Here is an 11,718-nt window from a genome sequence, read left to right as displayed (position 1 = left end):
ATGAGTTTATATCCACCAGGAAGCGTGTAAACAACAGTTTCTGTATCTGGTTCACTGATCGAGTATTGCAAACCAACGTTTTTGAGAATGACCATTCTGCTCACCAGTGGCATGCTTTCTGCTTTTTGCAGGGGATAAAACAATGCTTATTGGTTACGTGAGAGTGTCAACAAATGACCAGAACACCGCATTACAGAGAAATGCGCTCGATAGCGCAGGATGTGAACTAATTTTTGAAGATAAGATAAGCGGAAAGACATCGGAGAGGCCGGGGCTCAAAAAGGTACTCCGTATCTTGTCGGAGGGTGACACGCTGGTGGTCTGGAAACTCGATCGGCTCGGTAGAAGCATGCGGCATCTTGTCGTTCTGGTGGAGGAGTTGCGAGAGCGGGGCATTAATTTTCGCAGCCTGACCGACAGCATAGACACGTCTACGCCGATGGGCCGATTCTTCTTTCATGTTATGGGGGCTTTAGCTGAAATGGAAAGAGAGCTCATTGTTGAACGCACCCGGGCGGGTTTAGCAGCTGCGCGAGCAAAAGGGCGGATCGGCGGTCGCAGGCCCAAATTAACGGATGAGCAATGGGCGCAGGCAGGGAGATTGATCGCAGCAGGGGAATCTCGTCAGCGTGTGGCAATAATTTACGACGTAGGGGTTTCAACACTCTACCGAAAATTTCCGGTAGGTAGTGGTAAGACATAATGCAGGCCGCCAGTGAATATTGAAGCTGGCAGCCTGAACCATTTTACAGCCCAGTCTGGCGAACCGTCGGGAATTCAGACACCAGCCACATATCGGCCTCTTCAAACATTTCCTCCAGCATGCGATTCAATTTTTCCCGATCGCTTTTGCTGGCATCACTATTCAAGCCGTTCGCCTGCATCGGCTTTACCTTCACTTCGGCATCAGGAAAAATCTTGTGCACCCGCTTTGTTAGTTCAGCCAGGATGATCTCTCCGGCCCCCTGGAGCCCCTCAACATTTCGCTTGTCATAAACCAGTTCAACAAACATACCGATCCTCTTAAAAGTGAAAATTGCCTGTGCTTGATCTGTTTTTATAAAAATACTACTGTATATGCATACAGTCAATGAGCGAGTGAGGGTGCGTTTATGCCTCGTCAATCGGATATTCGTGCTGCTTTTATTGCGGCCATACAGCAAAACCCGAAGGGCTATCTCTGTCTGCATACAGACAAGTTCATCGCTGAACTGCAGGAGAGGCACTGGCATTTCAGCCAGGCGGATGCAAATACATGGATCGAGCGATACCAGCCGGACTTCGCCGATAAGACGACAAACGGAAGCGAGAACCGGTACTGGATCCTGCGTAACATGGGGAGGGTTTTCTAATGGGATTTCCATCGCCAGCCATGGATTACCAGGAGCAGCGCATGACGATAGATGTTATCTGCGGTGTAGACAACAATTGCAGAGTTATTGAAACTTCATGCGGCTGGGCCGTTATTAACGTCAGTCTGAAGCCAGAAAGAGGGGATACGTTGCTGGTTAGCATGGATGGGAGAAACCAGTTTGTGAAGCTACTGGGTCAGGCACTGATAACGGAAGAGGGTGAGGCGATCGAAGGAGAAGCCTTGAATGATGTTACGGTGCACGGCGTTCTTACACATACGCTTAACCAAGTTAAAGACGATAAATCGCCTGTAATGTAGCGTGTAAATGTCGGGGGTTATTCCCCCATTTTTCCCCAATGATTCCCCGTACAAATTTTAAACATGAAAAAACCAGCCGTAAGAGGCTGGTTTTAATAATAATTTTGGTCGGCACGAGAGGATTTGAACCTCCGACCCCCGACACCCCATGACGGTGCGCTACCAGGCTGCGCTACGTGCCGACGCATAAAAAGAATACTACTCGATTCCGTTTTGAATGCAAGGGAATCTGTCGCTAACTGGTTTATTATTAATCAGTTAGCGATGAAGCGCTTCTCATCCGTCAGGACCTGCAGCAGCAGGCTCAGCTGCGGTTTCTGGTCTTTCAACCGTTCGCCCTGCAGATTATACGTCTGATAATTCCCGTTGCTGTTCAGCACCAGCGTCAGCTTCGGCGTGGTCACCACCAGCGTATTATTCCCCGCCGCCGTCACCCAGCTGTGGCGGCGCGCGGCGCTGAAGAGATCCTGCCCCTGCGAATACTCGTTTGCTGGCGTGCTGACGTGCAGCAGGCGTTGCATCAGGGTGGTCATCACATCTTTATGCTCGGTGAGCATATTGATGCGCTGCGCCGGGGTGCCAGGCCAGTGGATCACCAGCGGAACCTGCAGATTCGGGCGAGACCAGCTCATACTCTTCGTCTCGTCACCTAGCGGGATGCCATGGCCCGCGGTCACGATCACCACGGTATTGTCCAGCTTGCCCGACTCGCGAAGCGCGTCAAGCACGCGGCCTATCTGCGCATCAACATCGCCAGCCGCGCGGCCGTAGCGGCGCGCAAAATCACTTTTATTGCTGTTGGCAAGCGTTGTGCCGTTAAAGGCAACCCATGAGAACCAGCGGTTATCTTCCTGGGCGTAGCGCTGCAGCCAGTTTATCCACTGGCCGGCGGTCTGCGCGTCGGACTGATTTTGCGCCGTCGGCAGTGAGAAATCGGACAGCAGCGCCTGGCGGTAGAGCGGGCTGTTAAAGCCATCGGAGGAGAACAACCCTAGCTGATAGCCTTGCTGATTCAGCCCGGTGATCAGCGCCGCAGGCGTGCGGGTAGACAGTACGCCGTCCATGTAGCCGGCTGAAATGCCATAGAAGAGGCCAAAGATGCCCGCATCGGTTGTGTTACCGGAGCTCATATGCTGAGTAAACGAGACGTTCTGACTCGCGAAAGCGGCCAGCGCAGGCATCTGCTTCTCGAAACGGGAATAGTTCAGGCCATCGACGGTGATCAGCAGGACGTTTTGCCCGCGCCCCATATCGCGGTAGTTCAGGTCGCTCAGAGGATACTGAACGCTGACGGCTTCCGGGTTGCCCTGCTCGATAAGACGGCGCTGGTACTCCTGTGCATCAAGCAGACCGTGTTTCTCGAGGAAGCGACGGGCCGTCATCGGGTACGAGAGCGGCAGGTTCGCGCGCTGCATGGTAATAGGGCGATAGAAGTTCGCATCCGCCCAGATATACATGATGTGCGAACTGATAAAGGAGACGAAAAAGAGCGCGGCGACGGGCTTCGCATAATGGCGTCGCCGGGTCAGACTGCGGAGCTTTTGCCAGCTCCAGGTGGCGAACAGCATCTCAATCAGCAGGATCACCGGGACGCTGATAAACATCAGCTGCCAGTCACGGGCCGTTTCGTTCTGGTCGGGGTTAATCACCAGTTCCCAGACGATGGGGTTGAGGTGCAGGTGGAAGCGGGTGAACACTTCACTGTCGATAAGCAGCAGCGTCATCCCCACCGTCGCAAGGATGGCGGACAAGAACCGCATCAGACGCTGCGACATGACGATAAACGTCAGGGGGAACAGGATCAGCAGATAGGTGGCGAAAACCAAAAAGCTAAAGTGACCGACAACGCTTATCCAGGAGTAGATACGCCCGGTTAGCGTTGTTGGCCAGTCTGCGACAAACAGATAACGACAGCCAATGACCGTCGCCAGCAGAATGTTGAACAGGGCAAACCAGTGCCCCCAGCTGACCATCTGGGAGACTTTTTCACGGTAGCGCTGACGATTCGTCACCATAAACTGTTGTTCGTATCCCTTAATGGGCCGGGTCGTTGCTGACGGACGACTGTAAAGCCTGGGCAAACGATTTTGCGATCGCCTGACGCTGAGCCGGAGCAACGCTGGTGTTAATCAGGTTGGTGACCATATTTCCCAAAACCATCAGGGAGAGATCGGTCGGCGTTTTATGTTTTTCCAGTACGTTGACCAGCTCACTGAGCAGTTGTTCAACGTGTTCATCACTGTAGCGGGAATGTTGTGGCATAAATCAAAATCAGTTTGTTGATGAAAGGGCAACATATTACCGTAGCAACAGCTTTTTTTCCCCTTTTTTATCTGTTGTTGCACACATGTCCTGGTGGTGGTTGAATACCGCCCGGTCTAAAAGGAGAGTTTATCATGAGTCTGGAAATCAACCAGATTGCCTTGCACCAGCTTATCAAGCGTGATGAGCAAACCCTTGAAGTGGTGCTGCGCGATTCGTTACTGGAACCCACGGCGACCGTGGTGGAGATGATGGCAGAACTGCATCGCGTCTACAGTGCCAAAAATAAAGCCTATGGCCTGTTCAGCGAAGAGAGTGAACTGGCCGATAGCCTGCGCCTGCAGCGTCAGGGCGAAGAGGATTTCCTGGCGTTTAGCCGCGCCGCCACCGGGCGTCTGCGCGACGAGCTGGCGAAATATCCGTTCGCCGACGGCGGGATCGTGCTGTTCTGCCACTATCGCTACCTGGCGGTCGAGTATCTGCTGGTTACCGTGCTGAATAACTTAAGCAGCATGCGCGTGAACGAGCAGCTGGATATCAGCTCAACGCATTATCTGGATATCAACCATGCGGATATCGTGGCGCGTATTGATTTGACCGAATGGGAAACCAACCCGGAGTCGACCCGCTACCTGACTTTCCTGAAAGGGCGCGTGGGCCGCAAAGTGGCGGATTTCTTTATGGATTTCCTCGGTGCCAGCGAAGGTCTTAACGCCAAAGCGCAGAACAAAGGGCTGCTCCAGGCGGTTGACGACTTCACGGCTGAAGCGCAGCTCGATAAATCTGAGCGCCAGACCGTGCGCCAGCAGGTTTACAGCTACTGCAACGAACAGCTGCAGGCAGGGGAGGAGATCGAGCTGGAGTCCCTGTCAAAAGAGCTGGCGGGCGTCAGCGAAGTCAGCTTCCAGGAATTCACCGCGGAAAAAGGCTATGAGCTTGAAGAGAGCTTCCCGGCGGATCGCAGTACGCTGCGTCAGTTAACCAAGTTTGCCGGCAGCGGCGGTGGGTTAACCATCAACTTTGACGCGATGTTGCTGGGTGAACGCATCTTCTGGGATCCGGCCACCGATACGCTGACCATTAAAGGTACGCCGCCGAACCTGCGCGATCAGCTTCAGCGCCGCACCTCGGGCGGGAAATAACAGCCATAAAAAAACCCCGCAGAAGCGGGGTTTTTTTTCGACGTGTTTGCGATTACGCGCGAACGAAGTCGATGTGAGACAGTTTTGGCTTGAACGGGTGACGCTGAACAGCCTGAACTTTCACTTTTTCTTCTTTACCGCCAACAACGATGGTCAGAACTTCGCTGTAGAATTCAGCTTTGGTCTGCAGGTTCCACAGTTTGTCGTGATCCAGTTCGATTGCAACTGGAGCAGCTTCGCCACCGTAAACGATAGCCGGGAACTTGTTAGCGTTACGCAGGCGGCGGCTCGCACCCTTACCCTGCACGTTACGTACTTCTGCTTCGATAGTGAACATTGATTTCTCTCTGTATTTAAAACCCTGCTACAGGCGACCCAGCAGCAGGTGAGTGTTCTGCCTCACGGATGTGAAGCGGGCGGCATTTTATACTCAAATGCCCCTCACATCAATGAAAAGTCCCGCTAACCGCGCAATTCGTTGGCGCGACGGAAGCGACCTTCATAGTCAAAGAGCTTCTCGCGCACCTGCCAGAACTGGCCTTTCTTACGGGCGACGACAAAATCCGGATGGCGCAATAACACCTGCTGGCGCACGATATCGGCGACGGTTATCCAGCGCAGGGGCACGCCCGGCGTGCGGGTATGCGGGCGGATAAACAGCTGCTCGAAGGCCATTCGCTGGGCAGGCGTCTGAACCCGGAAACGCTCGCTGACGTCCGCCCCGTCTTCGTCGTAATAGGTGATTTTCAGCCACTCGCCTTTTTCATCGGCGCCGGGCTGCAGCGCCATGCCGGAACAGCGCAGCACCAGGGCATCTTTCAGCTTTAGCGCCGCTTTCAGCATGTCGTCCGGGTCAACCAGCACCGTGTCGCATTCCCGGCAGCGGCGGGCGGCAATGTCGTTTTCGGCGTTGCACTGCGGGCAGTTTTTGAACCGGAAGCGGAAATCGCACTGCTCGCGATGCCCGTCATCATCTTCAAACCAGCCCTGACAGCGGCGGCCAAAGTGTTCGATCAGCGTACCGTCGGCGGTGGTTTTTCCCCAGAAGGTGTTGGCAAACCCGCAGGCAGGGCAAAAGACCTGCACGGGCACGTTGTCGCTTTTCCCTTTTGGCGCGCCGACCTCAGGCGTATAGAGATCGTGCGGGTTACCGGCATAATCCAGAATCAGGCAGTCGGTTTTTCCCGGGGCCAGGCGCAGGCCGCGGCCAACAATTTGTTGATACAGACTGACCGATTCGGTCGGGCGCAAAATGGCGATCAGGTCGACGTGCGGGGCGTCAAAGCCGGTGGTCAATACCGACACGTTTACCAGATAGCGGAACCGCTGGGCTTTAAAGGCGTCAATCAGGCCGTCGCGCTCCGGACCAGGCGTTTCGCCGGTGATTAACGCCGCGTCGCCGGCGGGCAGTAGTCCGGTGATTTCTCGCGCGTGCTCAACCGTGGCGGCAAAGATCATCACCCCTTTGCGCGTCGCGGCGAACTCCTCAATCTGGCTGATGATATGCGGCGTAATACGCTTCTGCTTTTTCAGCTCCTGGTTGAGATCCGCTTCGCTGAATAAGCCGTTGCTCTGCGCCTGCAAACGGCTGAAATCGTACTGCACCACCGGCATATCCAGCCGTTCAGGCGGCGTCAGGTAGCCATGTTTAATCATGTAGCGCAGCGGAAGTTCGTAAATGCAGTCGCTAAACAGGGCCTTCTCATCGCCGCGCACCATGCCGTGATAATGGTAGCGATAGATCCAGCCTTTCCCCAGGCGAAACGGGGTCGCCGTCAGGCCCAGCAGGCGCAGGTGAGGGTTCACCGCTTTCAGGTGAGCCAGGATTTGCTGATACTGGCTGTCGTCGTCATCGCTGATGCGGTGACACTCGTCAACAATCAGCAGCGAAAATTCGCTGCGAAATAGCTCCAGATTGCGCGCCACCGACTGCACGCTGCCGAAGACCACTTTGCCGTGGCTCTCTTTGCGCTTTAGCCCGGCGGCGAAAATGTCGGCTTCCAGCCCAAGCGCACAATACTTGGCATGGTTTTGCGCGACGAGCTCTTTGACGTGCGCCAGCACCAGCACGCGACCACGGGCCAGACGCGCCAGTTCGGCGATGACCAGGCTTTTGCCTGCGCCGGTCGGGAGCACAATCGCCGCCGGCTCGCGATGTTTACGGAACCAGGCGAGGGTGGCGTCAACGGCTTCCTGCTGATAGGGGCGAAGTGTAAAAGTCATAGGGTCTCGGTTTCGTTATTCCGCACATATACCCGTCATACTTCAAGTTGCCTGTGCGTTGGCTGCACTCGTTCACCCCGGTCACTTACTTATGTAAGCTCCCGGGGATTCACTCCTTTGCCGCCTTCATGCAACTCGAATTATTTAGGGTATAGATAGTATGCCACGAAACTTTTTCCCTTGAGTGGCGCAACCAGACCATTATACTGAACCGTTCCAGACTGCTTCTTTTTTCGGACCTGTTGTCCGACTTCCTGCACCATTAAGGCTAAAAAGATTTCATGCGACTTGATAAGTTTATCGCTCAGCAACTCGGCGTAAGCCGCGCTATTGCCGGGCGCGAAATTCGCGCCAGCCGCGTTACCGTGGATGGCGACATTGTGAGAGACAGCGCGTTCAAACTGCAACCTGACCATCAGGTGGAGTATGACGGCAATCCTCTGACCCAGCAGCACGGTCCGCGCTACTTCATGCTCAATAAGCCGGAAGGCTACGTCTGCTCAACGGACGATCCGGATCACCCGACGGTGCTCTATTTCCTCGACGAACCGGTGGCGCACAAGCTGCACGCCGCAGGCCGCCTCGACATCGACACCACGGGTCTGGTGCTGATGACCGACGACGGGCAGTGGTCGCATCGCATTACTTCCCCGCGTCACCACTGCGAGAAAACCTATCTGGTCACGCTGGAGTCGCCGGTGTCGGATGACACGGCAGAGCAATTCACGAAAGGCGTTCAGCTGCATAATGAAAAAGATCTGACCAAACCCGCCGTGCTTGAGGTGATCACGCCGACGGAGGTCCGTCTGACCATCAGCGAAGGGCGCTACCATCAGGTGAAACGTATGTTTGCCGCGGTGGGGAACCACGTTGTTGGCCTGCATCGTGAGCGGATTGGTGCGATCGAACTCGATCCCGACCTGGCGCCTGGCGAATATCGCCCGTTAACGGAAGAAGAGATCGCCAGCGTCGGTCTGCCTTCGCACTAATTTCAGGAGAGCTCTGTGACCACCAGGCCACACTCGTCGTTCAAAATCGTCTTCATTCTTGGCCTGCTGGCCATGCTGATGCCGCTGTCTATTGATATGTACCTGCCCGCGCTGCCGGTCATTTCCGCGCAGTTTGGCGTTCCGGCGGGCAGCGCGCAGATGACGCTCAGCACCTATATTCTCGGCTTTGCCCTCGGCCAGCTGTTTTATGGCCCGATGGCGGACAGCCTTGGACGCAAGCCCGTTATTCTGGGCGGGACGCTGGTCTTTGCAGCCGCAGCGGTGGCCTGTGCGCTGGCGCAGACCATCGATCATCTGATTATCATGCGCTTCTTCCACGGTCTGGCGGCGGCTGCGGCAAGCGTGGTGATTAACGCCCTGATGCGCGATATCTACCCGAAGGAAGAGTTCTCCCGCATGATGTCGTTCGTGATGCTGGTGACGACGATTGCGCCGCTGGTGGCCCCGATGGCCGGTGGTGCGGTGCTGGTGTGGTTTAGCTGGCATGTGATTTTCTGGATCCTGGCCCTGGCCGCGCTGCTGGCCTCGGCGATGATCTTCTTCTTTATTGATGAAACGCTTCCCGTGGAGCGCCGCCAGAAATTCCACATCCGAACCACAATAGGCAACTTTGCCTCGCTGTTTCGCCACAAGCGCGTGCTCAGCTACATGCTGGCAAGCGGGTTCAGCTTCGCCGGGATGTTCTCCTTCCTGAGCGCCGGGCCGTTTGTCTACATTGAACTGAATCACGTTTCGCCGCAGCACTTCGGCTACTATTTCGCGCTTAACATCGTCTTCCTGTTCATCATGACCATCATCAACAGCCGTTTTGTCCGGCGGGTGGGGGCACTGAACATGTTCCGCGCCGGGCTGTGGATCCAGTTTGTGATGGCTATCTGGCTGGTGGTGAGCGCGTTTCTGGGCGTGGGCTTCTGGGCGCTGGTGGTCGGCGTAGCGGCCTTTGTCGGCTGCGTGTCGATGGTGTCATCTAATGCGATGGCGGTGATCCTGGATGAGTTTCCGCATATGGCGGGCACCGCCTCTTCCCTGGCGGGGACGTTCCGCTTCGGTATTGGCGCTATCGTCGGGGCGTTGCTTTCAATGGCTACCTTTACGACGGCATGGCCCATGCTGTGGGCGATGGCTTTTTGCGCAACCAGCTCGATACTCTTCTATCTTTACGCCAGTCGACCGCGAAAAGCGGCCCACTAAAATACAGAGAAGGCCCGGCAGGGCCTTTTTTGTTGATGCATATCAACCAAACTCCCGTTCGTTTATTCCGTGTTTGTTTATTTTATGTAAAATCTATTTGTGTAAAAAGTCACATCATTGTATTCAAAAAGGTTGAGTTAGCTCGCAGAAACGGGTACATATAGCGCCGACGCGAGCCTGGATATCGATAAAAAAGCGCTGAATAGTGCAGGCTGGCGATGATGTGTTACTATAAATGTAAATAAATTGTGAAGTAAATTTTGCTTCCGGGGAACGAACGTGAATACATTACAACTCTCCATTGTCCATCGCTTGCCCCAGAGCTATCGCTGGTCGGCGGGTTTTGCAGGTTCGAAAGTTGAACCGATTCCGCAAAGCGTCGCGGGCTGTGAAAACTGCCTGGTGGCACTCAAGCTGCTGAGCCCGAGCGACGAAAATGCATGGCGGGTGATGGAGCGTCTCAGTCAGGCCCTGACGGATATCGAAGTGGACAGCTCCGTGCTGGAGTGTGAAGGTGAGCCGTGCCTGTTCGTGAAGAGCCAGGACGAGTTTGCCGCCACCTGCCGTCTGAAGAATTTTGGCGTTGCCATCGCGGAGCCTTTCTCCGGCCAGTACCCGTTCTGACCGCTAGTCTGCCGACAACAGCTGGCGCGTGTAGCGCTGCGTTGGCGCGCTAAATACGCGCTGGCACTCTCCCTGCTCGACCACTTCTCCCTGTCGCAACACAATCACCTGATGGCATAGCGCCCGCACCACCTGTAGATCGTGGCTGATAAAGATATAGGCCAGCCGGTGTTTTTCCTGAAGCCCTTTCAGCAGCGCCAGGATCTGCGCCTGAACGGTTCTGTCCAGCGACGACGTTGGTTCATCCAGAATAATCAGCTCCGGCTTCAGGATCAGCGCGCGGGCAATGGCGATACGCTGGCGCTGCCCGCCGGAGAATTCAGCCGGATAGCGGTGGCGCGTCCCGGCATCTAAGCCCACTTCGGCCATCACCCGCATAACTTCCTCCTCGCGCTGCTGAGCGCTCAGGCCGGGCTGATGCACGCGCAGACCCTCCTCGATAATCTGTAACACGCTGAGCCGGGGGTTAAGCGAGGAGTTGGGATCCTGAAACACCACCTGCATGCGGGGCCGCACGGGCAGCATCTGACGGCGGTTCCAGCGGTGCAGCGGCATATCGTCAAAGAGGATCTCGCCCTGGGAGGCAATTAAGCGCAGCAGCGCCAGACCGGTGGTACTTTTGCCGGAACCGGATTCGCCCACCAGCCCCAGAGATTCTCCCGGGCGCAGCGAGAAGCGGATGTTTTTCAGCACCGGATTCTGGTCGACGATGCGCCGCAGAATACCTTTGCGGATCGGGAACGAGACGGACAAATCCTCAACGCGCAGCAGCGGTGTGCTGTCAGCCGCGAGCGGAACCGGGTCGCCGGAGGGTTCGCTGTCGAGCAAACGCTGCGTATAGGGGTGCTGCGGCGCGCTCAGCAGCGTGGACGCGCTATTCTGTTCAACGCATCGTCCGTTTTGCATCACCGCGACGCTGTCGGCCAGCTTTCTCACAATGCTCAGGTTGTGCGTGATAAAAAGCAGGCTCATGTTCAGCTCGTCACGCAGTTCCCGCAGCAGCGTCAGTATTTGCGCCTGTATCGTCACGTCCAGCGCCGTTGTGGGCTCGTCGGCAATCAACAGCTCGGGTCGCGTGAGCAGGGCCATAGCGATCATCACGCGCTGGCGTTCGCCGCCGGAGAGCTGATGCGGAAAATCATTCAGCCGTTTGGCCGCGTTGCGTATGCCCGTTCGTTCCAGACAGTCCAGAATTTCTCCCCGCGCGGCCTCTTTGCGCATCCCCCGGTGCAGGGAGAGCACTTCATAGAGCTGTTTCTCCAGGCTGTGCAGCGGGTTGAGGGAAACCATCGGCTCCTGGAAGATCATGGCGATTTTGTTGCCGCGTATGCCGCGCAGGGTATGTTCGTCGGCATGCAGCAGCGAGCTGCCGTGAAACAGAATATCCCCTTGCGGGTAGCTCACCGGTGGGGACGGCAACAGGCGCAGGATGGAGAGTGCCGAAACGCTCTTGCCTGAACCCGACTCGCCCACCAGGGCCAGCGTTTCCCCGGTCTGGATCTGCAGCGACAGGTCGGTGACCACGGTGCGCGTCTCGTCCTGCTTAGAAAAAGCAATCGACAGGTTATCAATACTGAGAAGAGGCTGGGTCATT

At 55.9% G+C, this 11,718-nt stretch carries 13 protein-coding genes and 1 tRNA gene; 7 read left to right on the top strand and 7 right to left on the bottom strand.

What is annotated here, in order from left to right; genetic code table 11:
* Positions 1–142 precede the first annotated feature (142 nt).
* Complete coding sequence (locus QMN93_RS16285; RefSeq protein ID WP_167819694.1) at positions 143–703, top strand: recombinase family protein; 561 nt, start codon at positions 143–145, stop codon at positions 701–703.
* A gap of 43 nt (positions 704–746) precedes the next feature.
* Here QMN93_RS16285 and QMN93_RS16280 read toward each other — a convergent pair whose 3' ends face one another.
* A complete protein-coding gene (locus tag QMN93_RS16280) occupies positions 747–1,013 on the bottom strand; it encodes a DinI family protein (protein WP_137468368.1) in 267 nt (88 codons plus the stop codon).
* 99 nt (positions 1,014–1,112) lie between these two features.
* Here QMN93_RS16280 and QMN93_RS16275 point away from each other — a divergent pair, with 99 nt between their 5' ends.
* Both QMN93_RS16275 and QMN93_RS16270 read left to right on the top strand, forming a co-directional pair.
* The gene (locus tag QMN93_RS16275; RefSeq protein ID WP_193139728.1) at positions 1,113–1,352 is read left to right on the top strand and encodes a hypothetical protein; all 240 of its coding nucleotides are present in this window, start codon (positions 1,113–1,115) and stop codon (positions 1,350–1,352) included.
* Positions 1,352–1,672, top strand: a complete 321-nt coding sequence (locus QMN93_RS16270) for a hypothetical protein (protein WP_038977186.1) — start codon at positions 1,352–1,354, stop codon at positions 1,670–1,672. Before QMN93_RS16275 ends, QMN93_RS16270 begins: the two co-directional genes overlap by 1 nt.
* 105 nt (positions 1,673–1,777) lie before the next feature.
* Here the strand turns inward: QMN93_RS16270 and QMN93_RS16265 are convergent.
* The 3 genes from QMN93_RS16265 to QMN93_RS16255 form a co-directional block, all read right to left on the bottom strand.
* Positions 1,778–1,854 (bottom strand) — tRNA-Pro (locus QMN93_RS16265).
* A gap of 72 nt (positions 1,855–1,926) precedes the next feature.
* Positions 1,927–3,687 (bottom strand): LPS biosynthesis-modulating metalloenzyme YejM, encoded by a 1,761-nt coding sequence (yejM, locus tag QMN93_RS16260; protein WP_033146050.1) that lies wholly within the window; start codon positions 3,685–3,687, stop codon positions 1,927–1,929.
* 19 nt (positions 3,688–3,706) lie between these two features.
* Positions 3,707–3,934: a YejL family protein gene (locus QMN93_RS16255; RefSeq protein ID WP_008500958.1), complete on the bottom strand. Its 228-nt coding sequence runs from the start codon at positions 3,932–3,934 to the stop codon at positions 3,707–3,709.
* A 134-nt stretch (positions 3,935–4,068) separates the two neighbouring features.
* On the opposite strand from QMN93_RS16255, the gene yejK reads away from it, so the two are divergent.
* Entirely contained in the window at positions 4,069–5,076 is a 1,008-nt protein-coding gene (gene yejK / locus QMN93_RS16250) for a nucleoid-associated protein YejK (RefSeq protein ID WP_008500957.1), read from the top strand.
* A 52-nt stretch (positions 5,077–5,128) separates the two neighbouring features.
* On the opposite strand, the gene rplY is transcribed toward yejK, so the two are convergent.
* Positions 5,129–5,413, bottom strand: coding sequence for a 50S ribosomal protein L25 (rplY, locus tag QMN93_RS16245; protein WP_029740955.1), 285 nt, complete (start codon positions 5,411–5,413; stop codon positions 5,129–5,131).
* A gap of 125 nt (positions 5,414–5,538) precedes the next feature.
* Positions 5,539–7,299 (bottom strand): DEAD/DEAH box helicase, encoded by a 1,761-nt coding sequence (locus QMN93_RS16240; RefSeq protein ID WP_033146049.1) that lies wholly within the window; start codon positions 7,297–7,299, stop codon positions 5,539–5,541.
* A 281-nt stretch (positions 7,300–7,580) separates the two neighbouring features.
* Here QMN93_RS16240 and rsuA point away from each other — a divergent pair, with 281 nt between their 5' ends.
* From rsuA to QMN93_RS16225, 3 genes are all read left to right on the top strand, one after another.
* Positions 7,581–8,288, top strand: a complete 708-nt coding sequence (gene rsuA / locus QMN93_RS16235; RefSeq protein ID WP_023312495.1) for a 16S rRNA pseudouridine(516) synthase RsuA — start codon at positions 7,581–7,583, stop codon at positions 8,286–8,288.
* A 15-nt stretch (positions 8,289–8,303) separates the two neighbouring features.
* Positions 8,304–9,500 (top strand): Bcr/CflA family multidrug efflux MFS transporter, encoded by a 1,197-nt coding sequence (locus QMN93_RS16230; RefSeq protein ID WP_008500953.1) that lies wholly within the window; start codon positions 8,304–8,306, stop codon positions 9,498–9,500.
* A gap of 279 nt (positions 9,501–9,779) precedes the next feature.
* The gene (locus tag QMN93_RS16225) at positions 9,780–10,124 is read left to right on the top strand and encodes a YejG family protein (protein ID WP_028013883.1); all 345 of its coding nucleotides are present in this window, start codon (positions 9,780–9,782) and stop codon (positions 10,122–10,124) included.
* Positions 10,125–10,127: 3 nt separating this feature from the next.
* Here QMN93_RS16225 and yejF read toward each other — a convergent pair whose 3' ends face one another.
* A complete protein-coding gene (yejF, locus tag QMN93_RS16220) occupies positions 10,128–11,717 on the bottom strand; it encodes a microcin C ABC transporter ATP-binding protein YejF (protein WP_182383817.1) in 1,590 nt (529 codons plus the stop codon).
* Position 11,718: the final 1 nt, after the last annotated feature.

The organism is Enterobacter sp. R-1.6.2, from assembly GCF_035064085.1.
Taxonomy (GTDB): domain Bacteria; phylum Pseudomonadota; class Gammaproteobacteria; order Enterobacterales; family Enterobacteriaceae; genus Enterobacter; species Enterobacter asburiae_B.
Note: the sequence above shows the minus strand (reverse complement) of the source record. Positions and strands in the feature narration are given on the sequence as shown.

What these genes read in the sequence shown, in the direction of transcription:
- QMN93_RS16285 (WP_167819694.1), top strand. Translation starts at nt 143, where the DNA reads ATGCTTATTGGTTACGTGAGAGTGTCAACAAATGACCAGAACACCGCA.
- QMN93_RS16280 (WP_137468368.1), bottom strand. Translation starts at nt 1,013, where the DNA reads ATGTTTGTTGAACTGGTTTATGACAAGCGAAATGTTGAGGGGCTCCAG.
- QMN93_RS16275 (WP_193139728.1), top strand. Translation starts at nt 1,113, where the DNA reads ATGCCTCGTCAATCGGATATTCGTGCTGCTTTTATTGCGGCCATACAG.
- QMN93_RS16270 (WP_038977186.1), top strand. Translation starts at nt 1,352, where the DNA reads ATGGGATTTCCATCGCCAGCCATGGATTACCAGGAGCAGCGCATGACG.
- yejM (WP_033146050.1), bottom strand. Translation starts at nt 3,687, where the DNA reads ATGGTGACGAATCGTCAGCGCTACCGTGAAAAAGTCTCCCAGATGGTC.
- QMN93_RS16255 (WP_008500958.1), bottom strand. Translation starts at nt 3,934, where the DNA reads ATGCCACAACATTCCCGCTACAGTGATGAACACGTTGAACAACTGCTC.
- yejK (WP_008500957.1), top strand. Translation starts at nt 4,069, where the DNA reads ATGAGTCTGGAAATCAACCAGATTGCCTTGCACCAGCTTATCAAGCGT.
- rplY (WP_029740955.1), bottom strand. Translation starts at nt 5,413, where the DNA reads ATGTTCACTATCGAAGCAGAAGTACGTAACGTGCAGGGTAAGGGTGCG.
- QMN93_RS16240 (WP_033146049.1), bottom strand. Translation starts at nt 7,299, where the DNA reads ATGACTTTTACACTTCGCCCCTATCAGCAGGAAGCCGTTGACGCCACC.
- rsuA (WP_023312495.1), top strand. Translation starts at nt 7,581, where the DNA reads ATGCGACTTGATAAGTTTATCGCTCAGCAACTCGGCGTAAGCCGCGCT.
- yejF (WP_182383817.1), bottom strand. Translation starts at nt 11,717, where the DNA reads ATGACCCAGCCTCTTCTCAGTATTGATAACCTGTCGATTGCTTTTTCT.